The sequence below is a fragment of the Streptomyces sp. NPDC034086 genome (assembly GCF_055575515.1).
In genome coordinates this window covers 993,635-1,016,993 of the sequence record NZ_JBVISM010000001.1, presented here as the reverse complement: position 1 = coordinate 1,016,993, position 23,359 = coordinate 993,635, and the positions used below count along the sequence as shown (strand labels likewise).

Annotated in this window: 17 protein-coding genes; 13 read left to right on the top strand and 4 right to left on the bottom strand. The window is 75.3% G+C overall.

What is annotated here, in order from left to right; genetic code table 11:
* Positions 1-293: 293 nt before the first annotated feature.
* The 10 genes from ACZ514_RS04525 to ACZ514_RS04480 all read left to right on the top strand — a co-directional run bounded on the left by ACZ514_RS04525 (position 294) and on the right by ACZ514_RS04480 (position 14,569).
* On the top strand, positions 294-2,678 hold the full coding sequence (locus ACZ514_RS04525) for an Orn/Lys/Arg family decarboxylase (protein ID WP_469124089.1): 2,385 nt from the start codon (positions 294-296) through the stop codon (positions 2,676-2,678).
* Between the two features lie 344 nt (positions 2,679-3,022).
* Positions 3,023-4,051, top strand: a complete 1,029-nt coding sequence (gene galT / locus ACZ514_RS04520) for a galactose-1-phosphate uridylyltransferase (RefSeq protein ID WP_469124088.1) — start codon at positions 3,023-3,025, stop codon at positions 4,049-4,051.
* Positions 4,048-5,193, top strand: a complete 1,146-nt coding sequence (galK, locus tag ACZ514_RS04515) for a galactokinase (protein ID WP_469124087.1) — start codon at positions 4,048-4,050, stop codon at positions 5,191-5,193. Before galT ends, galK begins: the two co-directional genes overlap by 4 nt.
* A 117-nt stretch (positions 5,194-5,310) precedes the next feature.
* Positions 5,311-5,700 (top strand): hypothetical protein, encoded by a 390-nt coding sequence (locus ACZ514_RS04510; protein WP_468173858.1) that lies wholly within the window; start codon positions 5,311-5,313, stop codon positions 5,698-5,700.
* 178 nt (positions 5,701-5,878) lie between these two features.
* Complete coding sequence (locus ACZ514_RS04505; protein WP_469124086.1) at positions 5,879-7,585, top strand: sensor histidine kinase; 1,707 nt, start codon at positions 5,879-5,881, stop codon at positions 7,583-7,585.
* Positions 7,582-8,259 (top strand): response regulator, encoded by a 678-nt coding sequence (locus ACZ514_RS04500; RefSeq protein ID WP_468162252.1) that lies wholly within the window; start codon positions 7,582-7,584, stop codon positions 8,257-8,259. Before ACZ514_RS04505 ends, ACZ514_RS04500 begins: the two co-directional genes overlap by 4 nt.
* Before the next feature lie 195 nt (positions 8,260-8,454).
* A complete protein-coding gene (locus ACZ514_RS04495; RefSeq protein WP_469124085.1) occupies positions 8,455-9,276 on the top strand; it encodes an ABC transporter ATP-binding protein in 822 nt (273 codons plus the stop codon).
* A 143-nt stretch (positions 9,277-9,419) separates the two neighbouring features.
* Entirely contained in the window at positions 9,420-11,987 is a 2,568-nt protein-coding gene (locus ACZ514_RS04490) for an ABC transporter permease (RefSeq protein WP_468162256.1), read from the top strand.
* A 180-nt stretch (positions 11,988-12,167) separates the two neighbouring features.
* A complete protein-coding gene (locus ACZ514_RS04485) occupies positions 12,168-13,535 on the top strand; it encodes an AMP-binding protein (protein WP_469124084.1) in 1,368 nt (455 codons plus the stop codon).
* 68 nt (positions 13,536-13,603) lie between these two features.
* Complete coding sequence (locus ACZ514_RS04480; protein WP_468162260.1) at positions 13,604-14,569, top strand: glycosyltransferase family 2 protein; 966 nt, start codon at positions 13,604-13,606, stop codon at positions 14,567-14,569.
* Positions 14,570-14,579: 10 nt separating this feature from the next.
* Here the strand turns inward: ACZ514_RS04480 and ACZ514_RS04475 are convergent, their stop codons facing one another.
* Both ACZ514_RS04475 and ACZ514_RS04470 read right to left on the bottom strand, forming a co-directional pair.
* Entirely contained in the window at positions 14,580-15,791 is a 1,212-nt protein-coding gene (locus tag ACZ514_RS04475) for a hypothetical protein (protein WP_469124083.1), read from the bottom strand.
* Between the two features lie 279 nt (positions 15,792-16,070).
* A complete protein-coding gene (locus tag ACZ514_RS04470) occupies positions 16,071-17,057 on the bottom strand; it encodes an aldo/keto reductase (RefSeq protein WP_469124082.1) in 987 nt (328 codons plus the stop codon).
* A gap of 347 nt (positions 17,058-17,404) precedes the next feature.
* On the opposite strand from ACZ514_RS04470, the gene ACZ514_RS04465 reads away from it, so the two are divergent.
* On the top strand, positions 17,405-17,728 hold the full coding sequence (locus ACZ514_RS04465) for a putative quinol monooxygenase (protein WP_388940705.1): 324 nt from the start codon (positions 17,405-17,407) through the stop codon (positions 17,726-17,728).
* 34 nt (positions 17,729-17,762) lie between these two features.
* Here the strand turns inward: ACZ514_RS04465 and ACZ514_RS04460 are convergent, their stop codons facing one another.
* Positions 17,763-19,895 carry an MMPL family transporter gene (locus ACZ514_RS04460; RefSeq protein ID WP_469124081.1) on the bottom strand — a complete coding sequence of 711 codons (2,133 nt, stop codon included), beginning with the start codon at positions 19,893-19,895 and terminating at the stop codon, positions 17,763-17,765.
* Entirely contained in the window at positions 19,883-21,505 is a 1,623-nt protein-coding gene (locus ACZ514_RS04455) for a hypothetical protein (RefSeq protein WP_469124080.1), read from the bottom strand. The genes ACZ514_RS04460 and ACZ514_RS04455 overlap by 13 nt, the downstream gene beginning before the upstream one ends.
* 248 nt (positions 21,506-21,753) lie before the next feature.
* Between ACZ514_RS04455 and ACZ514_RS04450 the strand changes: the two genes are divergently transcribed.
* Complete coding sequence (locus ACZ514_RS04450; protein WP_468162270.1) at positions 21,754-22,164, top strand: rodlin; 411 nt, start codon at positions 21,754-21,756, stop codon at positions 22,162-22,164.
* Positions 22,165-22,569: 405 nt separating this feature from the next.
* Positions 22,570-23,313, top strand: a complete 744-nt coding sequence (locus tag ACZ514_RS04445) for a hypothetical protein (RefSeq protein ID WP_468162272.1) — start codon at positions 22,570-22,572, stop codon at positions 23,311-23,313.
* Positions 23,314-23,359 lie beyond the last annotated feature (46 nt).

Genomic DNA, 23,359 nt, shown 5'->3' with positions numbered 1-23,359 from the left:
GATCCTGCCGGTCGAGCCCGCGGTGTCCGGTGCCGTGCACCGTGAGGCGGAGCGGCTCCCGATGACCGGACGTCCTCGGGTGCCGCGGCAGCGCGGCGAGGCGCGGTGCCGGGCAGCGCGGTCAGGCAAGACCCGGAAGAGACGGCCCAGGGGTGGTGTCCTGGGCCTCACCGGGGGCCGCCACGCCCACCTGCGGGTGAAGCCTCCTCCACGCGCCGCCCGGGCGGCCGGGCGGCCGCGAGACTGGGCGCCGGTACGGGCTCGCGTACCCATGAACGCGTGGAGCGGATGAGATGACGAACGGCACGGTCCTGCTGGCATTGCGCGAGAACCCGATGGGCGGGGGTGTCAGCGCCGAGCAACTGCGGCGCATCGGCAAGGAGCTGGAGAACCAGGGGCTGGAGCTGCGCTGGGCGCCCAGTGCGCGGGACGCGCGCGCCGCCCTGCACACCGAGGCCGGGCTGGCGGCGGCCGTGGTCTCCTGGGGCCTGCCGCGCACGGCGGGAGGCGCCAGCGAGGAGGGCGGTGGCGGGGAGGTCCTGCGGTACGTGGAGAGCCGCTTCAAGGACCTGCCGGTCTTCCTGGTGATGGCGGACGACTCCGACCAGGACCTGGAGCGGCTGCCGCTGTGGGTGTCGGAGACGGTGGTCGGCTACATCTGGCCGCTGGAGGACACGCCCTCCTTCATCGCCGGCCGCGTGGCGACGGCGGCCCGCGGCTACCACCGGGACCTGCTGCCGCCGTTCTTCAGGGCGCTGCGCCGCTTCGAGGACTCCCACGAGTACTCCTGGCACACTCCCGCGCACTCGGGCGGTGTCGCCTTCCTGAAGTCGCCGGCCGGGCGGGCGTTCTTCGACTACTACGGGGAGCGGCTGTTCCGCACCGACCTGTCGATCTCCGTGGGCGCGCTCGGGTCGCTCTTCGAGCACAACGGTCCGATCGGTGAGGCCGAACGCAACGCCGCCCGCGTCTTCGGCTCCGACCGCACCTACTTCGTCCTGCACGGCGACTCCACCGCGGACCGGATGGTCGGCCACTACAGCGTGACCACCGACGAGATCGCGCTCGTGGACCGCAACTGCCACAAGTCGGTGCTCCACGGGCTGGTGATCTCCGGGGCGCGCCCCGTCTACTTGGTGCCGACCCGCAACGGCTACGGGCTCGCCGGCCCGTTGCCGCCCGCGGTGACCGACCCGGCGGCGGTGGCCGCGAGGATCGCCGCGAACCCGCTGACCGCCGGGGCGCTCTCGCCGGAGGCCCAGTACGCGGTGGTCACCAACTCCACCTATGACGGGCTGTGCTACGACACGGTGGCGACGGCGCGGGCGTTCGCGCCGAGCACGCCGCGGCTGCACTTCGACGAGGCCTGGTTCGCGTACGCCCGTTTCCACCCGCTGTACGCGGGCCGTTACGGCATGGCCGTCGGGCCGGACACCTTCCCGGACGCCGGCACCGGCAGCGGCGCTGATGCCGGTCCGGGGCGGCCCACCGTCTTCGCCACCCAGTCCACGCACAAGCTGCTGGCCGCCCTCTCCCAGTGCGCGATGGTGCACGTCAAGTCGGCGCCGCGGGCCCCCGTCGAACACGAGCGGTTCAACGAGGCGTTCATGATGCACGGCACCACCTCGCCGCTGTACCCGGCGATCGCCTCCCTGGACGTGGCGACCGCGATGATGGACGGTCCGCAGGGCCAGTGGCTGATCGACGAGGCGGTGACGGAGGCGATCCGGTTCCGCCAGGCGGTGGTCCGCACCGGGCGCCGCATCGCCGCCGCCGGGGACCGGCCGGGCTGGTTCTTCGGCGTGTGGCAGCCGGAGACGGTCGTCGATCCGGCGACGGGGGCGCGCGTCGGGTTCGCGGACGCTCCGGCGGCCCTGCTGAGCCGGGAACCGGCCTGCTGGCAGCTGGAACCGGGCGCCGACTGGCACGGTTTCGCCGGCCTCGGCGAGGGCTATTGCCTGCTGGACCCGGTCAAGGTCACCCTGACCTGCCCCGGAGTGACGGCCACGGGCGAGACCGGTGACTGGGGCATTCCGGCGCGGATCCTGACCGCGTACCTGGCGGCCCGGGGGATCGTCGTCGAGAAGACCGACAGCTACACCACGCTGGTCCTCTTCTCGATGGGCATCACCAAGGGCAAGTGGGGCACCCTGATGGACGCCCTGATGGACTTCAAGGCGCTGTACGACGCGGACGCCCCGCTGGACCGGGTCCTTCCGGAGCTGGTCGAGCAGTTCCCGCTGCGGTACGGGCGCGCCACCCTCGCCGGCCTGTGCGGGCAGATGCACGAGCACCTCACGCGCGCCGAGCTGATCACCGCCCTGGACGCGGCCTTCCAGGAACTGCCGGAGCCGGTGGCTCCGCCGCGCCACTGCTACCAGCAGCTGGTCCGGGGCGGCACCGAGCGGGTGCGGCTCGCGGACGCCGCCGGAAGGGTGGCGGCGGCGATGGTGACCGTGACCCCGCCGGGGATCCCGGTCCTGATGCCCGGGGAGTCCACCGGTGCCGAGGACGGGCCGCTGCTGAGGTACCTGCGGGCCCTGGAGGCCTTCGACCGGGCCTTCCCGGGCTTCCACAGCGAGGCCCACGGGGTGACGGTGGATCCGGGGAGCGGCGACTACCTCATCGAGTGCGTCCGCGCGGCCGACGGCGGGGAGGCCGGCCGAACCGCTCCGTGACGGTGTGGGGGGCGCCGCGGACGCGGTGGTGCGGGTGTGGCCACCCCGTCCGCGGTGCCGGCGGGGAGGCCCGGGACCCGTTCGGCCTGGGCGGGCCGGCGCCCGGGCAGCGGTCCGCGCACGGGGTGCCGGGGAGGCCCGGCCTGCGGTCCCCGGCGTGCCGGGGACCGCGTCCGGACCGCCGCGGGCACTCGCCGCCCGGCGGGTATCGCACGGGTGATCCATTCCCGTACGGTCGTATGATCGAGCCCGGCCGGCCCCGTACGGGCAGGGCCGCACACGCCTGCCGCCGCGGCCCGGGCGCCGCCCGCGTACTCCACGATCACAGAGGCGAGGACCCGCACGTGCACAGGACCGTCACCGAACTCGCGGACGGCCGCGAACTCATCTACTACGACAGCGCCCCCGGCCGGGACCGCCAGGCCAAGGACCCGCGGCCGCTCGACCCCGTCGGGAGCACGCCCGAGCTGCGCCGGGATCCGGCCACCGGCGACTGGGTCACCATCGCCTCGCACCGGCAGTCCCGCACCCATCTCCCGCCCGCCGACGCCTGCCCGCTCTGTCCCTCCCGGGAGGGCCGGCCGAGCGAGATCCCGGCCGCCGACTACGAGGTGGCCGTCTTCGAGAACCGTTTCCCCTCCCTCTCCGGCCCGGCCGGCCGCTGCGAGGTGGTGTGCTTCACCCCGGAGCACGACGCCGGTTTCGCGGCCCTCACCCCCGAGCGGGCCCGGCTGGTGCTGGACGCCTGGACCGACCGCACGGCGGAACTGTCGGCCCGCCCCGGCGTGCACCAGGTCTACTGCTTCGAGAACCGGGGCGCCGAGATCGGCGTCACCCTCCCCCACCCGCACGGCCAGATCTACGCCTTCTCCACCCCCACCCCGCGCACCGTCAAGCACCTCGCCGCCGCCGCCGCGCACCGGGCGGCCACCGGGCGCAACCTCTTCGAGGACCTGCTCGGCGAGGCCCGCGCGGCCACCGAGCGCGTGGTCCTCGCCGGGGAGCACTGGACGGCCTTCGTCCCGTACGCCGCCCGCTGGCCCTACGAGGTCCACCTGTACCCCCACCGCAGGGTGGCCGGCCTGACCGGCCTCGACGAGGCGGAGCGTGCCGAGTTCCCCGGGCTGTACCTGGACCTGCTGCGGCGCTTCGACCGGCTCTTCGGGCTGGCGGAGCCCACTCCGTACATCTCCGCCTGGCACCAGGCCCCGCTGGTGGGCGGTGAGGAACTGGCCCTGCACCTGGAGCTGTTCACGGTCCGGCGGACCGCCGACAAGCTGAAGTTCCTGGCCGGCACCGAATCCGGCATGGACGCCTTCATGAACGACGTGGCTCCCGAGACCGCGGCCCGCCGCCTTCGGGAGGTCCGGTGAGCACGCGGGTGCGCCGGGACTTCGAGCGGATCCACGGCCGCGCCCCGGAAGGGGTCTGGGCCGCCCCGGGCCGGGTGAACCTGATCGGTGAACACACCGATTACAACGACGGATTCTCCCTTCCCATGGCCCTGCCGCAGACCACGCTGCTCGCCGCCGGCCGCCGCGACGACGGCCTGCTGCGGGTGCACAGCGCCCAGGGCGACGGGCGGGTCACCGAGTTCGCGGTGGCGGAGCTCGCCCCGGGCGGGGGCGGCGGCTGGGCCCGCTATCCCGCCGGGGTGGTCTGGGCGCTGCGCGAGCGGGGTCTGGCCGTCGGCGGCGCCGACCTGCACCTGGACAGTTCGGTGCCCACCGGTGCGGGGCTGTCCTCGTCGGCGGCCCTGGAGTGCGCGGTGGCCGTCGCGTACGACGAGCTGTACGGGCTGGGGCTGTCCCGGCCGGAGCTGGCGCGGGTGGCGCAGCACGCGGAGAACGCCTTCGCCGGTGTGCCGTGCGGGGTCATGGACCAGATGGCCTCGCTGTGCTGCGCCGAGGGCGGCGCCCTGTACCTGGACAGCCGCGGTCTGGACGTCCGGCACGTCCCCTTCGACCTCACCGGGCACGGCCTGACCCTGCTGGTGCTGGACACCCGGGTCCAGCACGACCTCGCCGACGGGGCGTACGCGGCCCGGCGGGCGGGGTGCGAGCGGGCGGCGCGGCTGCTGGGCCTGCCCGCCCTGCGGGACCTGGACGAGGCGGAGCTGGCGAAGGCGCTGGCGGAGCTGCCCGGGGAACTCGTCCCGCTGGTGCGGCACGTGGTCACCGAGAACGGGCGGGTCGGCCGGGCCGTCGAGCGTCTGGCGGCGGACGAGCCGGAGGCCCTGGGCCCGCTGCTGACCGCCGGGCACGCCTCCCTGCGGGACGACTACCGGGTGTCCTGCCCGGAGACCGACCTCGCGGTGGAGGCCGCCGTCGCCGCGGGTGCGCTGGGTGCCCGGATGACCGGCGGCGGGTTCGGGGGCTCGGTGATCGCCCTGGTCCCGGCCGAGCGGGCCGCGTCCGTGGGCGGGGCCGTCGCGGACGCCTTCGCGGCGGCCGGGTTCGCTCCCCCGGCGGTGCTGGAGGCCGTGCCCTCGGCGGGCGCCCGCAGGATCTCCTGACCGGCCGGAGCGGAAGGCCCGCCCGGCCCGGCCGGAGCGGAAGGCGGCGTTCCTACTCGGGTGCGGATGAGTATCCGCACCCTGCCGGGACGGCCGGACGGGCCGAACACTGGAGGCATGAACGAGCGAACGCACGGACCGGCCCACGAACTGCCCACCGCCCTGGCACTGGCCGGGGTCGCGATGGCGGCCTGGGCCGCCTGGCTGGGCTGGGACCAGCAGCGGGACGTCCAGCCCGACGGTTCGACGACCGGCCCCTACGCGCCGTGGCAGGTGATCGGGCTCGTGCTCACCCTGCTGGTGCCGGTGTACTGGGCGGCCGCCCGGCGGTACGTCCTGGCCGCGGTGCTCGGCACCAGCGCCGGTCTGGGCGCGGCCGCCTTCGTCGACTGGTCGGACGACGGGAGCGGGCTGTTCGTGATCGGCGCGGGCATGGTCGTGGTCGGGAGCCTGGTGGTGACCGGTGCCCTGGCGCTCGCGGTCGCCTCGCTGAAGCGGAGGCCCTGAGACCGCCGCTACCGCCCGACGTGCCTGCCGATGTCCCGGGTCCTGACGGTGCCGACGGGGGCCCGGCCGTGCCGCCCTCCGGAGGGCGGCACGGCCGGGCTCCTCTGCCTTTCGGCAGAGGTACGGATCCCCCGCGAGGCTCACGCCGCCGCGCGCGGCGGCATCAATACTGGTCAGCGTGGTCCGCATCCCCTCACTCCGCCGTCCTGCCCGCAGCGTCCCGTCCGGGGCGCTGCCGCGCGGGTGCGCGCGTACGGCGGCCGGGACCGCCGGCGTGGCCCTGCTGGGGCTGGGCGTGTTCGCGGCCGTCGCGGGTCTCGGGCTCGTACGTCACCCGTGCCTGCACCTGCTGGTGATCCTCCTCGGCGTCGGGCTCTTCCCGCTGCGCCGCCGGTTCCCCGGGCCGGTGCTGCTCGCGCTGGCCTCCCTGACCGGGCTGGCGAGCGGTGTCGGGCCCCTCGCGGCGGTGGCCGCGTACGCCGTCGCGCGGCGCACGGCCGCGGCCCGGCGGCGGGCCCGGCTGCCGGCCGCCGCGGGCTGCCTCCTCGTGGCGGTGGCGACGGCCGGCGCGCCCCTCGCCGGTCCCGGGCGGGTGCCGTACGGCCTGGCGCTGGGCCTGGTGCTGGCCCCGACGGCGGTGATCGTGCCCAGCCTGGTCGGCACGGCGCAGGGGCAGCAGCGTCGTCTGGTGCGGGCCCTGCGCGAGCGCGGGGACGCGGCGGAACGGGCGCGCCGGGCGGCGGACAGCGAGGCCCGCACCCATGAGCGTTCGCGCATCGCCGCCGAGATGCACGACCTGCTCGGGCACCGGCTCAGCCTGATCTCGCTGCACGCGGGCGGGCTGGAGATGGCCCTCGGCCGGGCCGATCCCGAGCTGCGCGAGGAGGCCGTCCTGGTGCGGCGGACCACCGGCGACGCGATGCGCGAGCTGCGGCAGGTCCTCGGGGTGCTCGGGCCGCTGGGCCGGGACGCCGGGCCGGACGTCCTGACGGACGCGACGGGCACCCGCGCCGACATCGCGGCGCTGGTGGCGGAGTCCCGCGACGGCGGGGTCGCCGTACGGCTGGACTGGACGGGCCCCGACCTGGACGCCCGTCCGGCGGCGGTGCGCCGGGCGGCGCACCGGGTGGTGCGCGAGGCGCTGACCAACGTCCACCGGTACGCGCCGTCGGCGCACGTCACCGTGAGCGTCGTCCACGACGGGGAGGCGGTACGGATCACGGTGCGCAACGGGGCGCCGCCCGGAGCCGCCGGCGCCGGGGACGTGGGGGTGGGCACGGGGCGCGGGCTCACCGGCCTCCGGGAGCGCGTGGAACTCCTCGGCGGGGCCTTCGACGCCGCCCCGCTGCCCTCCGGCGGGTTCCGGGTGGAGGCGGCCCTGCCGGCGGAGCCGGGTGACGCCCTCGCCCCGGAGCCGTCCGCCGGGCCGTCCCCCGCCGGGCCGGACGTCACCGCTCCCGGCCCGGCGGGGGACGGCTTCGAGGACGCCGGCTCCGAGGGCGGGACGGCGAACACCCTGACGCTGGCCCTCGGCCTCGCGGCGCTGTGCGTGCTGATGGCCCTCGGGACCGCCTTCGTGTACGGCAGCGCGCCCCGGCGGGACGCGGGACCGCGGCCGCTGCCCCGGGTGGGCATGACGTACGCGGACGTGACGGGGCTCGGCGTCGTGGACAACGCGGCGGTCCGGGCCGCCGCCACCGGGCACGAGCCGCCGCGTCCCCCCGGCACCGCCGGCTGCGTCTACCCGTTCAACGGCGCGACCGAGGCCCGTCCCGGCGGGCTGCTGGTGGCCCGCTACTGCTTCGACGCCGGACAGCGTCTGACCGCCATCGACCGTTTCACCGTCCCGTCGGTCCGGGACGCCGCACCCTGGGAGACCCCGTGACCGAGACCGACCGGCCGATCCGCGTCCTGCTCGCCGACGACGAGACGATGATCCGGCACGGCGTACGCCTGATCCTGCGGCATGCCGACGGCATCGAGGTCGTCGCCGAGGCGGCGGACGGGAGGCGGGCCGTCGAACTGGCCGCCGTCCACCACCCCGACGTGGCGCTGGTCGACGTCCGGATGCCGGTGTGCGACGGGCTGGCGGCGATCGCGCCGTTGCTCGCGCTCGATCCGGCGCCGCGCGTGGTGATGCTGACCACCTTCGGTGACGACGACAACGTCGTCCGGGCGCTGCGGGAGGGCGCCGCCGGGTTCCTGCTGAAGGACGAGGGGCCGCAGGAGCTGATCAGCGCGGTACGGGCCGCCGCGGCGGGTGACGCCGTGCTCTCCCCGGGCGTGACCGGGGCGGTGATCTCCCGGATGCTGGGCGCTCCCGAGCCGGGCTCCGCCGACGGCCCGGACCGGGACGAGCGGCTCGCCCGGCTCACGGGCCGCGAGCGGGACGTGCTGGCGGCGCTCGGCGAAGGGCTGTCGAACCAGGAGATCGCGGTCCGGCTCGGCATCGGGACCGGCACGGTGAAGACGCACGTGGGAGCGATCCTGGACAAGACGGGTTCGGCGAGCCGGGTGCAGGCGGCGCTCCTGGCGCACCGGACCGGGCTGGCCTCCTGAGCCTCTGCCCGGGGGCGGAGGGGGCGGCCCGGACCTCTGCCCTTCGGCAGAGGAGCCGGGGCCCGGGCCGCTCTTTCGGCAGAGGCCCACTCGGGCCTTGAGGCCGATGTCCGCGCAGGTCAGGGCGGTGAGGATGGAGGTGTCCCCGGCGCGCGGCAGGTGTGCGCGGGCCGTCGTCCTCCAGGTGGAGCCTCCATGTCGCACGTGTTTCCGTCCTCCCCCGTGCCGTCCCCTCCCGTGCCCCCCGCGGCCGTGTCCCCCGGGTCCGCGGACGCCGTCGAGCCGGCTGCCCGGGCGACCGGGCTGACCAAGACGTACGGGAAGGGCGAGACGCGGGTCACGGCTCTGGACGCGGTGTCCGTGGAGTTCGCGCGGGGCCGGTTCACCGCGGTCATGGGACCGTCCGGTTCCGGCAAGTCCACGCTGATGCACTGCATGGCGGGCCTGGACACGGTGACCTCCGGCTCGGCGCGGATCGGCGGGGTGGAACTGTCCGGTCTGGACGACCGGCGGCTGACGCGGCTGCGCCGGGAGAAGGTCGGCTTCGTCTTCCAGGGCTTCAACCTGCTGCCCACGCTGACGGCGCTGGAGAACATCACCCTGCCGCTGCGGCTCGCCGGGCGGCGGCCCGACCCCGCGTGGAGGGACACCGTCATCGCCACCGTCGGGCTCTCCGGCCGGCTCGCGCACCGTCCGGCCGAACTGTCCGGAGGGCAGCAGCAGCGCGTCGCCGTGGCCCGCGCGCTGGTCTCGCGTCCGGAGATCGTGTTCGCCGACGAGCCGACGGGCAACCTCGATTCCCGTTCCGGCGCGGAGGTTCTCGGCTTCCTGCGGGATTCGGTGCGGGAGCTGGGACAGACCGTGGTGATGGTCACCCACGACCCCGTCGCCGCCGCCCACGCCGACCGGGTGGTGTTCCTCGCCGACGGCCGCCTCGTGGACGAGCTGCGGGAGCCGACCTCCGGCGCCGTCCTCGACCGGATGCTTGCCTTCGAAGCCGAGGGCCGCGCCCGCTGACCGGCACCCGTCCTCCCGCCCGTCCCTCACCCGTCCCCCGCTGACCGGCACCCGTCCTCCCGCCCGTCCCTCACCCGTCCCCCGCTGACCGGCATCCGTCCCCCGCCCGTCCTCCGCTGCCGACGCCTTCCGAAAGCCCACCCATGCTGCGAACAGCCCTGCGCAACGTCCTCGCCCACAAGGCGCGCCTGATCATGACCGCCCTGGCGGTCTGTCTCGGAGTCGCGTTCATCTCCGGCTCGCTCGTCTTCGCCGACTCCACCACCGCCGCCTACCGCGCCTCCCTGTCACGCGACTACTCCGGCATCGCCGTCACCGTGGACCCGAAGCACCCCGTGGGCGCCCCCGCCGACGAGCGCGCCGGCGTCCTCGACGACGCGCTCGTGGCCAGGCTGGCCACCGTGCCCGGGGTCGTCTCCGCCCGCCCCGCCGTCGACGGGTCGGTGACCCTGGCCGCGAAGGACGGCTCGCCGGTGCGCGCCGGCAACGCGATGGGCAAGCTGGCCGCCGCCTACGTCCCCGGCGCCGACGGCACGGACGCCCGCTACCCCCTGACGGCCGGCCGCGCGCCCCGCGACGGCGGCGAGGTGGCCCTGGAGCGGGGCACCGCGCGGGCCGGCTCGTACGCCCTCGGTGACACCGTCACCCTGGCCTCCGACGGCCCCGTGCTGCGGCTGCGGCTGGTCGGCATCGTCTCCACGGAGGACACCCGGGTCACCTCCGGCGGCACCCTCGCGGTGTTCGACAGGGCCACCGCCCAGAAGCTCTTCTCCGCCCCGGGCCGTTACACCGGGATCGACCTGTCCGCCTCGCCCGGCACCGACCCCTTCGACCTCGCCCGGCGGGTGGGGGCGCTGCTGCCGGCCGACCGCGCCGAAGCCACCACCGCGGCGGCCAAGGCCCAGCAGCAGTCCGTTTTCATCGGGGCCAAAACGCGCGCGTACTCCCGGCTGCCGCTGGTCTTCGCCGTGGTGTCCCTCTTCATCGGCTCGTTCCTCGTCATCAACACCTTCACCATGCTCATCACCCGACGGACCCGGGAGATCGCGCTGCTCCGCGCCGTCGGTGCCACCCGGCGCCAGGTGGTCCGCTCGGTGCTCGCCGAGGCCGCCCTCGTGGGCCTGTTCGCCTCCGTGACCGGATTCGGCCTGGGCCTCGGTGTGGCCGCCGCGCTGCCCCGCCTGCTCGGCACCGGGGAAGCCCCGCTGCCCGGCGGCCCGTTGGTGATCGGCCCCACCCCGGTCATCGCCTCCGTCGCCGTGGGCGTCGGCGTCACGGTCCTCGCCGCGTGGCTGCCGTCGCGCCGCGCCGCGCGGATCGCTCCCGTCGAGGCGATGCGCACCGCCGGGCAGCCGCCCGGCGCGAGGCCGTCCCGGATCCGGGGGGCGGCCGGCACGGCCGTGCTGCTGGCGGGCGCCGGCCTGCTGCTCTCCCTGGGCGGCGCGAAGGACGCCTCGGACGAGAACCTGCGGACCGCCATGTTCGGCTGCGGCGTCCTGGTGACCGGGCTGATCGTGCTGGCTCCGCTGCTGGCGGGTCCGGTGATCCGGTCGATCGGCCGGATCACCCGCGGGGCCGGCGTCGTGGGCGGCCTCGCGAGGGACAACGCCCTGCGCGATCCCCGGCGTACGGCCGCCACCGCCGTGGCCCTGATGATCAGCACGGCGCTGGTGACGGGGCTCGCCGTCATCGGGCACTCCTCCAGCCGGGCCCTTGACTCCCAGGCGGCGGCCGGGCTGAGCGCCGACTACGTCATCGGCACCCGCAACACCACCACCGCCGTGGACGACGCCGCCGTCGGGCGGATCGCCGCCGTCCCCGGTGTCGCGGCCGCCTCCGCCGTGTCGGACTCCGTCATCACCGTCGGGGGCGGGGCCGGGGAGGTCTCGGGCGTCGACCCGAAGACCGTGGGGGCCGTCATGAAACTCCGGTTCACCAGCGGTTCCGCCGCGGAGATCGGGCCGGGCCGGATCGCGGTCTCCAGCGGCTTCGCCCGGGAGAACCGGATCGGCACCGGTGACCGGATCACGGCGGCCGTCGGACCCGGCCGGAGTGACCAGGGCCGGCCCTACACGGTCGTCGGGGTCTACCGGGACAACCCCACCGCGCGGGACGTGCTCGCCGACCGCGGCGACGTCCAGCGGTACGGCTACCTGCGCGACTCCGTGCAGCGCGTCCTCGTGGCCGCCGGTCCGGGGGCCGCCACGGCCGGCCTCGGGAAGCGGCTGCGCGCCGCCGTCGACCACAGTCCCCTGCTGAAGGTCCAGAGCCGTGCCGAGCTGGTCCGCGAGCAGGCCGGCGTCGCCGGTGACCTGCTCACCATGGTGTTCGGACTGCTCGTCATCGGGGTGGTGATCTCGGCCCTCGGGATGGTCAACACGCTCGCCATGTCGGTCACCGAACGCACCCGGGAGATCGGCGTCCTGCGCGCCCTCGGCATGGACCGCACCGGGATCCGCCGCATGATCCGCCTGGAGTCCCTGACGGTCGCCGCCTACGGCACCCTGCTCGGGCTGGCCGGCGGCCTGTTCGGGGCGTGGAAGGTCAGCGGACTCGCCAACGGGGCCATTCCGCAGTACGCCTTCTCCCTCCCCTGGGGCACCCTCGCCCTGGTAGTCCTGCTCTCCCTGGCCGTCGGCGCCGCGGCGGCCGCCCTCCCCGCCCGACGGGCCGCCGCGCTCGGCCCGTTGGACGCCGTCGCGGACGCGTAGCGCCCGTTCCGGGAGGCCTGCCGTTTTGGACCTTCCGCTGACGCCGTCCGGTCTTCCTGGTCGGGAAAGCGCCTTGCGCGCGGGGACCCTGACGGACTGGAATGCCGAGGTCAGGGTCCGTCACCGGGCGCCACGCCCCGTACGGCGCCCGGTCCGGAAACCGGCACGGAAGGAACCGCATTGGCATCCCTGCTCGACGGCTGCACCCCCTGGCCCGGGGATTGCGTCGACCGCTACTGGGCGGCCGGTCACTGGGGCGGCAACACGCTGGACAACCTGCTGCGCGGGTGGGCCCTGCAGTACGGGCCGCGAACCGCGCTGGTGCACGGCGGCACCCGCGTCACCTACGCGCACCTGAACCGGCGCGTGGACCGCATGGCCGCCGGGTTCCGGCTGCGCGGCCTGCGGCCCGGTATGCGGGTGGTCGTCCAGCTGCCGAACGTGCCGGAACTCGTCGTCACCGTGTTCGCCCTGATGCGGGCCGGCGCGGTCCCCGTCCTCTGCCCGGTCCCGCACCCCGCGTCCGGGGTCACCGAGCTCGTACGGGTCACCCAGGCCGTCGGGTACGTCGGCCCCGCCACCTACCGGGGCTTCGACCACACGGCGATGGCCGCGGACATCGCCGCACGATGGCCCTTCCTGCGGCGGGTGTTCACCTACGAGCCGCCGGGGACCGAGTCCCCGTACGGCGGCATGACCACCGACCCGTCGAACTGCCAGTACGCGCCGCTGGGCTCCATCGACGCCGCACCCGAGCCCGCGCTGCCGCTGAGCGCCGGCCAGGTGGCGTTCCTGCTCCCCGCCGACGACGGCGGCGGCGGCGCGCCGCGGCTCGTTCCGCGCACCCACAACGACTACGCCTACCAGGCGCGGGCCGCGGCCGAACTGGTCTCGCTCACCCAGGACGACGTGTACCTCGCCGCGCTGCCCGCCGGGTCGGCCTTCGCCCTCGGGTGCCCCGGTGTCGTCGGCACGCTCGGCGCGGGCGGCACCGTCGTCCTGGCCGACGGGACGGACCCCGCCGTGTGCCTCCCGGCCGTCGAGCGGGAGAGGGTCACCGTGACCTCGCTGCCGCCGGCCGCCGCCGGGGCCTGGCTCGACGCGCTCGCCACGGCCGGTGCCGACGTGAGCAGTCTGCGCCTCGTACAGATCGGCGGCGGGCCCCTGTCACGGGCGACGGCCGAGCGGGTGGAGCGCGAACTGGGCGGGCGGCTCCAGCAGGTGTTCGTCCTGGCCGAGGGGCCGCTCGTGCTCACGCGGCCGGACGATCCGGACGAGTCCGTTCTCACCACGCAGGGGCGCCCGCTGTCGCCCGACGACGAGGTCCTCATCGTCGGCGCCGACGGCCGGAACGTGCCCGACGGGGAGACGGGCGAACTCCTGGCCCGCGGCCCGTACACCGTCCGTGGCTACTACCGGGCGGCCGGGGACGACGCCCGGTCCTTCACCGCCGACGGCTACTTCCGCACCGGGGCCCTGGCACGGCGCACCGCGTCGGGCGACCTGGTGGTGACCGGCCGGCGGCCCGAACGGTCCCCGGCGGACTGACGACGGCCCCGCCGGGACGGGCCGGCGTCCTTCCGGCCGACGTGCCGGGTCCCGGCCCCTCCCGCATCATGAGTGCTGTGCACGAGCCACCGCGGGGACCGGTCTCTGTGTCGGTCGTGGTTCCCGTCTTCAACGAGGAGGAGGCCCTGCCCGTTCTCGCGGCGCGGCTCCGGCCCGTCCTGGACCGGGGCGAGGAACCGTACGAGGTCCTCGCCGTCGATGACGGCTCCACCGACCGGACGCCCCGCGTGCTGGAGGACCTGCGCCGTACGTGGCCCCAGCTGCGCGTCGTGACCCTGCGGCGCAACAGCGGCCACCAGGCCGCCCTGACCGCCGGACTCCACCGCTCCCGGGGCTCGTACGTGATCAGCATGGACGCGGACCTCCAGGACCCGCCGGAACTCGTGCCGCGGATGCTGGCCCTGGCCCGGGCGGACGGTCTGGACGTCGTCTACGGCATCCGGACGGACCGCTCCGCCGACACCGGGTTCAAGCGCCGTACGGCGGCCGCGTACTACTGGCTGATGCGCCGTCTGGCCGGTTCTCACGTACCCGCGCAGGCCGGCGACTTCCGCCTGCTGTCCCGGCCCGTGGTGGAGACCCTGAAGACGCTCCCCGAGCGGCAGCGGATCTACCGCCTGCTCATCCCGTGGCTCGGCTTCCCCGAAGGCCGGATCACCTACCAGCGCGGGGAGCGGGCGGCCGGGACCACCAAGTACCCGCTGCACAAGATGGTCCTGCTGGCCCTGGACAGCGTCACGAGCTTCTCGGCGGTCCCGCTGCGCCTGGCCACGGCGATCGGCGCCTGCAGTCTCGTCGTCTGCCTCGCGTTCCTCGCCTGGGCCCTCGTCGCCCACGCGCGGGGAGACACGCTGCCCGGCTGGACCTCCCTGATCATCACGGTGCTGTTCTTCGGGGCCGTGCAGCTCTTCTGCGTGGGCATGCTCGGCGAGTACGTGGCCCGCATCTACACGGCGGTCCAGGGCCGCCCCACCTATCACGTCGCTCGCGACACGGAGGACGAACGGCGGTAGGCCGCGGCGGTCACACCAGGACCCCGGCGAAGAACATCGCCCCCAGCAGGGCGTACTGGAGCGCACAGCAGACCAGCAGGGGCACCTGCACCCAGCGGGACGCCCGCGCGACCAGGACGAGTCCGGCGAACATCTGCGCGTGGTTGCGGTACCAGGACATCTCCGCGCCCGCGAGGAACGGTACGAGGAACACCGCCTCCGTCAGGAGCAGGGCGGCCCACTGCGCGGCGTCGAGCCGGCGGTGCCGCACGAGCAGGGCGGCGGCCGTCGCCAGGACGAGCAGGGCGAAGGCGGTGTTCAGCCACAGCTGGGTCCGGTGCGCCTCGAGGGCGTGCTCCACCAGCGGCGGAAGCGGTCCCTTGGGCGTGTACCAGTCGCGGAAGGGGAAGCCGTACGCCGCGCCCATCTCCTCGAACGGCCGGTGGAGGCCGCCCTGTCCGTAGCTGGACTCCTGGATGACGGCGTACGCGTCCCAGTGGCCCGTGGCCTGCCACATCAGCCATGTGGCCCAGAGCACGCCGCAGCCGGCGAGCGCGGCGGACGACCCGGCCTTGGCGAACCGCACCGGCCACGGGTCGCCCCGCCAGGCGAAGAAGGCGCTGGCGAGCAGCATGCCGACGGCGACGGCACCGACGGGATGACAGGCGGCCGCCACGAAACCGCCGGCGGCGGCGACCCCCCAGGACCCGCGCCGCACTCCGGCGACGCAGACCAGGAGGGCCAGGGTGCCGGTGGCGACGGGAAAGGCGGCGTGGAGGTACACCCCGCCGGGGAAGACCGTACCGATGGCGAGCGTGAGGCCGGTGGCCCAGGTGAGCCGGGAGCCGAGCAGCCGCCAGAGCACCACGAACATGCCCAGCAGGCACGCTTCGGTGAGGACGAGGGCGGAGAGCTCGTAGGTGAGCCCGGTGGCCGACACCGCGCGGACCGCCATGGGGTACCCGGGGAACCAGGCGACGTTTCCGCACATGACGTCGCGGAAGTCCGGATAGCGGTCCCGGCACCGGAACATCTCGTAGCCGGTGCGGGCGATGGACAGGTAGTGCGCGGAGTCCCAGCGGCTGCGGCCACCGGTGGACCAGTACGCCACCGCCGATCCGTCGGCGGAGACCGATGCCCTCGCGACCGTCCAGGTGAGGAGGTTCGAGACCAGCCACGCGACGGCCGGCGCCCACAGGGCCCGGCGCTTCTCGCGGCCCGCCGGGCGGCTCGGTTCCACCATTCCAGCCCCGCGATCGTCTCGTCGGCGGCCCCCGGCCCCGCCGGGGGCGGTCCGCCCTCCTCCGCACGGCCGGGCCGGGCGGAGGAGGCGTGGCGGCCCGTACGGCGCCGTGCCTCGGGGTCAGTCTGGCGAACGCCTCGCGCGGGTGCATCCGGGGGCGCCCGCAGGGGTCACGCGGCCGCGCCCGCCGGTCTGGCGGGCCCGCCGGGCGTCCTCTCCCCCGCACGGGTGAAGATCCCGGCCGGGCCGTCGGACCCGCACCCGCGGGGGCGCCCGTGCTCAGTTGCCGACGAAGGTCAGGCTGGTGGCGTCGTACCGGGTGCCCGCGATCCGCTCCGCCGGCGCGGCGGCCTCGATGGCGGCGAGGTCCTCGGGGGACAGCTCCACGGCCAGGGCCGCGACGTTCTCCTCCAGGTAGCGCTGCCGCCGGGTGCCGGGGATCGGAACCACGTCGTCCCCCCGGTGCTGGACCCACGCCAGGGCGAGCTGCCCGGTGGTGATCCCCTTCGCCGCGGCCAGTTCGTCCAGCCGCGCGACGACCGCCAGGTTCCGTTCGATGTTGCCCGCGGCGAACCGGGGCTGCGTGCGCCGGATGTCGTCCTCGGCCATCCCCTCCACCGAGCGGTGACGGCCGGTCAGGAAGCCCCGCCCGAGCGGGGAGAACGGCACCAGGCCGATACCGAGTTCCCGGCAGAGCGGGGCGGTCTCCGCCTCCAGGTCCCTGGTCCACAGCGACCACTCGCTCTGCAGCGCGGCGATCGGGTGGACCGCGTGCGCACGCCGGATGGTGGCCGCCCCGGCCTCGGACAGGCCGAGGTGGCGGACCTTCCCGGCCCGGACGAGTTCGGCCATGGCCCCGACGGTCTCCTCGATCGGCACCTTCGGGTCGACGCGGTGCTGGTAGTAGAGGTCGATGTGGTCGACGCCGAGGCGTCGCAGCGACGCCTCGCACGCCTCCCGCACGTAGGCCGCGTCACCGCGGATCAGGGTGGGCTCGCCCAGCCGGTTGGCGAAGCCGAACTTGGTGGCCAGCACCACCTCGTCGCGACGGCCGGCGACGGCCCGTCCGACCAACTCCTCGTTGTGCCCGAATCCGTAGAAGTCGGAGGTGTCGAGCAGGGTCACACCCAGGTCGAGGGCGCGTGGGACGGTCGCGATCGACTGCGCGTCGTCCGGGGTGCCGTAACCGTGGCTCATGCCCATGCATCCCAGGCCCTGCGCGGAGACCTTCAGGCTGCCCAAGTGCCGGGCGGGTACGCCGTTCATGCCGCTTCCTCCTGATCTCGGAACATCGTCGGACCAGGAGGCTAGGTGCTGGAGCGCGCTCCAAGTCAACCGCCGGCCGCCGAGCGGCGACCGTCACGGGGGGCCGGCGCATGGCGAAGGCCCCGGTCTCCATGAGGAGGCCGGGGCCTTGTTCGAGCGCTGGGCAGGCCTTGCACCTGCATTCCCCCACGGGAAGTGGGGTGTCTTTCCTTGGACCACCAACGCCGGTCCCACCACCGTGTTCCGCGGCGGCGAGCTCGAGATCAACTATAGCGCAGCCCGCGGCGCCGAAAACCCCTGGCCGCGGCCGCCGGTGGTGGCTGCTGGGGCGTGCCTACAATGACTGAATGATCTTCATTGTGGTGAAATTCGCCGTCAAGCCCGCATACGTCGACCAGTGGCCGGAGAAGGTCGCGGAGTTCACCCGCGCCACCCGTGCCGAGCCGGGCAACCTGTGGTTCGAGTGGTCCCGCAGCCTCGAGGAACCGGACACCTACGTCCTGGTGGAGGCGTTCCAGGACGACGCGGCCGAAGCGCACGTCACCTCCGAGCACTTCGCGGCGGCGCTGGAGACGATGCGTCCGATGGTCACCCGCACGCCCGAGATCGTCAGCACCACCATCGAGGGCGCCACCGGCTGGAGCCGGATGGGCGAACTCCGGATCGACTGAACCGCCCCGGCGGGCTGTCGCCCGGCCCCCGTGCTCAGCGGACCGCCGCTTCCTCCCTCGGCGCCGCGGGCCCGCTCCCCGCCGCCGGGCGGGGGCGGCGCGCGGGCCGGGGGAACCACCAGTTGGCGCGGCCCAGGAGGGTCATGGTGGCGGGGACGAGGAGGCAGCGCACCAGCGTGGCGTCGACCACGACGACCAGGACCAGCGCCGTCGCCAGTTGTTTCATCACCAGCACCTGCCCCGTCGCGAAGCCGGTGAAGACGACGCACATCAGCAGTGCCGAAGAGCTGATGATGCGGGCGGAACGCTGCACGCCCGCCTCCACGGCCAGGTCGTTGCCGGCGCCGGCGCGGTAGAGCTCCTGGATGCGGGAGAGCAGGAACACCTCGTAGTCCATGGACAGGCCGAAGGCCAGGGCGAACACGACGACCGGCAGCCAGTAGCCCAGGCCGCCGAGGGTGTGCACGCCCAGGAGCCCCGCGCACCAGCCGTCCTGGAACACCAGGACGAGCGCGCCGAACGAGGCACCGAGGGACAGGGTGTTCATCACGATCGCCTTCAACGGGAGCAGTACCGAGCCGGTCATCGCCAGCAGCAGGACGTAGCTGGTCAAGGCGATCAGGGCGGCGGCGCGCGGCGCGTGCTCGACGACCTCGGCCGTGAAGTCGGCGTCGAGCGCGGCCCGTCCGGTCACCCAGACGGGGAAGTCCGCAGGTCGGTCCGCGCGGAGCCGCTCCACCAGCCGGGCGGCGCCGGCCGCGTCCTCGTCGGGGACGGGCACGAGGCGGACGACGGCGACCCCGGAGCCCGCGGCGGTGGCGGGCTCGATCCGCTCCACCTGCGGGAGGGCGGCGAAGCGTTCCGCCCACGCCGTCAGCCGTGACGGACCCGTTCGGGCCACGACCACGACGGCGTCGGCGCGGTGCTGGGGGAACCCCTCGGTGACGAGGCCGGCGAAGCGCCTCGCCTCGGTGCCCGGCGGGAGTTGCAGTTCGCCGACCGGGCTGACGAGATGGACCCGCAGGAAGGGCGCGGCGGCGGCCAGCAGGAGGACCCCCACCCCGACGGCCACGGCCGGGGCCCGGCGGCGGGTCCAGCGGGCGAGCGCCGCGAAGGCGCCCTCGTCGGCCTCCCGGCAGGCCCGGGCCCCGATCCGCTTCCCGCAGGCCGTGAGCAGTGCGGGGGTCAGGGTGACGGCGGCGGCCAGCGACAGCAGGACGGTGCCCGCGGCGGCCAGGCCGACGGAGGCGTAGAAGTCGCTGGGGAAGGCGGCGAGCCCGCTGAGGGCGGCCGCGACGACCAGCGCGGCGAACAGGACGGAGCGGCCCGCGCTGCCCATGGTCCGCACCACCGCCTCCGGGACGTCGTGGCCGGCGGCGCGTTCCTCCCGGAAGCGTCCGACGGTGAGCAGCGAGTAGTCCACGGCCAGGCCCAGGCCCACCATCGTGGTGGTCGACAGCACCGGGGAGGTGAGGTCGTACCAGCGCGACAGCAGCAGGAGCCAGAGCATCCCGGTGCCGATCGTGGCGACGGCGGCGAGCAGTGGCACGGCGGCCGCCACGAGGCCGCCGAACAGGAGGTACACCACCGCCAGCGTCAGGGGCAGGGTGATCAGTTCGGCGCGCCGGGTGTCGGCCAGGGTCCGCGCCGCGACCTCGGCGCGCGCCCGGTCGCTGCCGCCGAGCGTCACGGCGGCCCCGGGCAGGGCCCGCCGCACGGCGCGCAGCCGGGCTTCCACGGCCCGCTCGCAGCGCCGGCGGTCCTCCCCGGCCGGCTCCCGGTCCAGCCGTACGGAGAGCAGTACGGCCCGCCGGCCGGCGGCGTAGGCCCCTTCGGTGAGGGGGGTGACGGCGTGCACGCCGGGGAGGGAGACCAGGTCGCGGCGTGCGGCGGCGAGTTCCCGGCGCAGGTCCGGGTCGGTCACCGGCACGCCGGACACCACCGCGTCGATCTGGCCCCCGTAGGGGCGGACGCCGTCCAGCAGCCGGTTGCCGCGCACCGATTCGTGCGCGGCCACGCTCCAGGGCCTCCGGTCCAGGCCGTCCGCCACCGGTCCGGCGGCGGCCGCCCCGGCGGCGAGGAGCAGCAGCCACAGCAGCAGCACCGGCACGTGGTGGCGTACGCAGACCAGGGCGAGCCGGGCGGGCACCGTGCTCAGGCGGCGCATCGGCGGCCTTCGGCGAGGTAGGCGGAGCCGATGGTGACGTCGCCCGGTCGCCGTACGGTCAGCCGGACGAAGCCGTCCTCCCGTCTGCCCCGCATCGGTTCGAGGCAGCCCGCGTCGGCCGTCAGCCAGGGCGAGTCGACGATCCGCACGGTCACCGTGCCGGGCCGGGGCACGCGGACGGTGATCCCGGCCGCGCCGGAGGTCCGTACGGTGGCCGGCGGGTCCACGAGGGGAACGGCGTCCCGGACGCGGTAGATCCGCCAGTTCCGGTCCCGCCACACCGGCTCCAGGTACGCGGGAACGCCGCCGACCAGGGCGTGTTCGGCCTCGGAGGCGGCGTCGGGCGGGCCCTCGTGCAGGACCACGAGGCCCACGGCCCAGTGGTCGAGCCAGGCACGGTAGGCGTCGGGGGTGAGGCCGTCGGCCCCGTAGAAGAGGCGGCCGCGTTCCACGTCCGCCTGCCGGTTCCAGCCGCGCGCCAGGGTGACGTACGGGGCGAGGACGGCGGCCTCGCGGTGGCTGCGCGCCATGACGGCCTCCACCCGGGTGCGGTCCGCGCCGAGGCGGCCGAGTTCCGCGAGGACCCCGTCGGTCTGCGCGGCCCACGCCGGGACCCGCACGGTGTCGGCGAGGTGGGCGGCCGTGTTCCCGCCCGTCCAGAGCAGGCACAGGACGAGGCCGGCCCCGGCCAGGGCGCGGCGGACGCGGCCGGACGCCGGGGCGGCGGCGAGGAGCAGGGCGGGCGCGGCGAGGCAGCCGAGCCGCTCGACGTTGGTCCCCATCGGGGAGGGGACGGCGTACGTGAGCACGACGGCGGCCGCGTACAGGGCGGCGGCGCGCCGGACCCACGGCCAGGCGGGCGGTGCCGCCGCGAGGACGGCGAGGGACATCAGCAGCGGCGGCCAGATCCGCTCCGCCGGCATGGGCTGTTCGCCCCGGAAGGGGAAGAGCCAGGCCGTCAGGGCGAGTACGGCGCAGGGCGGCAGGACCAGGGCGGCGGCTTCGGCGGCCCGGCGGCCGGGCTCGGGTGGGAGTGCCGTGCCGATCAGGAGGAGGAAGAGGCCGGCGACGGGGCTGGCCGTCGCGGCGAGGGCGGCGCAGAGGGCGGTGGCGGTGAGCCGCCCCGCGCGGCCGCCGGACCGCCGGGACCGGATTCCCCGTACCGCCGCGAGTCCGAAGGCGGCGCCCAGGACGAAGGTCGTGCGCCCCGACGCCGCCTGGCACCACAGGGCGAGGGCCGCCGCGAGCGCGGGCCGTTCGGGCGAGCGGACCCCGCTGCGCGCGCACAGCAGTCCGGCGAGCCAGGTGGCCGCCAGTCCGCCCGCCACGGTGACCGGGACCACGCCGAAGGCGGCCATGGCGTAGGGCGAGACGAGGCTGTAGGCGGCGGTGTGCAGCCCGCCGTGCCAGGCGAGGTTGTAGGCGGAGCCCGGATGGCGGGCGGTGAAGTCCGCCCAGGCCGTCTGGGCCGCGAGGTCCCCTCCGCCGGTCGCGAGGACCGACGCCCACACGGCGTACAGCGGCAGCGCGCAGGCGGTCGCGGTGAGCGCGGCCCTGACGGTGAGGGGCAGGGCGGCGGGCGGCCGCCGGGCCAGGGCGACAGAGGTCATGGGCGGCTCCGGTCGTGGCTGCGCGTCGCGTGGGCGGAGGGGTGGGCTCACCTTCCAACGACGGGCGGCGGCCGGTGTGGCGACGTTCCGGTCACGGGCACCCGGTCGGCGCCGTGGGGGGCGCGGCGGCGGGGGCGGCGCTCTGCCGTTCGGGTGACGCCCCGCCACGTCCCCGGCCGTGTTCCCGTTACAAGGGCGGATCCCCCGATCCGGGGCTCGTTTCCGCTACAGCGAAGGAAAGTTCTCGAATGCTGAAGAAGATGATGGTCACCGCAGCAGCCACCGCCGCCGCCGTCGGCGCGGGTGCCGCCGTCGCCGCGCCGGCCATGGCCATCGGCAACGACAACGGGATCAACACCGTCAACGGCAACGGCGCCCAGCAGATCTACGGCAACCAGAAGACCACCGGCGACCAGAGCCCCCAGCTCGGCCTGGTCCAGGGCACCCTGAACAAGCCCTGCATCGGTCTGCCGGCGAAGGTCAACGTCCAGTCGCTCGTCGCCCTGGTCAACGTCGGCGTCCAGGACATCAACGTCCTGTCCAACCCGCAGAACCAGCAGTGCACCGAGAACTCCACCCAGGCCAAGGGCGACGAGCCGCTCTCCCACATCCTGAGCAACATCCCGGTCCTCTCCGGCAACCTGTCCGCGGGCAGCTGACCTCCGGCTACCGCTGCTGAGCGGGCCGGCCGTGGGCGTCCGCACGAACACCCACGGCCGGCCCATCCGCGCACTCCGGGGCGCCGGGCGCGGGGTGGTCGGACTCCCCGTGCCGTGCGGGCCCCGGGACGGGCCCCCGTGAGCGCATGACGACATGACGAAGTGAGCGCATGACGAAAGGCCCCGGTCTCCGTGAGGAGGCCGGGGCCTTGTCCGAGCGCTGGGCAGGCCTTGCACCTGCATTCCCCCACGGGAAGTGGGGTGTCTTTCCTTGGACCACCAACGCCGGTCCCACCACCGTGTTCCGCGGCGGCGAGCTCGAGATCAACTATAGCGCAGCCCCCCGGGCCGGCGCACGCGCCCGGAGGGCCGACAATGGTCTGACGCCGACGAAGGGGGGTACCGGTGCCGCGTCGTGCGCGCGTCATGGCGGTGGCCGTCGCTCTGCTGGTCTGCTCGGCCGGCTCCACGGCCTGCGGGCCGGGGGCGGGAACGGGGGACGGACCGGGGGCCGGACCGGGGGCGCGCCGCCCGGAGCCGCTGACGGCGGCCGAGTTGCTGGCGGTCCTGCCCTCGGGGAAGGACCTGCCGGGCTTCGTCGTCACTTCCCGCGGGCCGGCCGCACCCGCCGCGCCCTCCGCCGTGGCCTCGCGGGTCGCCCCGGGGCATCCCGGTGAGTGCCAGGCCCTGGTCGACTTCGAACTGGACCACGGGGCGGCGCACCGGCCGGCGGCCAGGGTGGTGGCCGAAGTGGCGCCGCGCGCGGGCACGCGGGACCCCCGGCGGAACGTCGACTTCGGGAAGCTGCACTCGGTGGCGCTGTCGAGCCACACCGTCGAGGAGGCCTCGGCGGTGCTGGAGTCCCTCAGGAAGGCCGTGCCGCTGTGCGGGGGGTTCCTGGTGTACACCCTGGCCTACGGCGACCAGGACGCCCGCGTCGTCGTCGGCCGTCGGCCGGCTCCGGCGGCGGGGGACGACGCGGTCGCCTTCGACTGGACGGTGCCGGGCATCGCGATGGACCAGACCGTGCCCGTCACGGTCGTCCGTACCGGCGGGGTCCTCACCGCGTACTCCGGTGCGGTGCCGGCCGGGGTCGCCCAGGGCCAGCACCGGCGGCTGCGGGCCTTCCTCTCCGGGTCCGCGGGCTGACGGGCGGCAGGCGACGGGAGCCGGGAACTCGGGTCGCCCGCCGGCC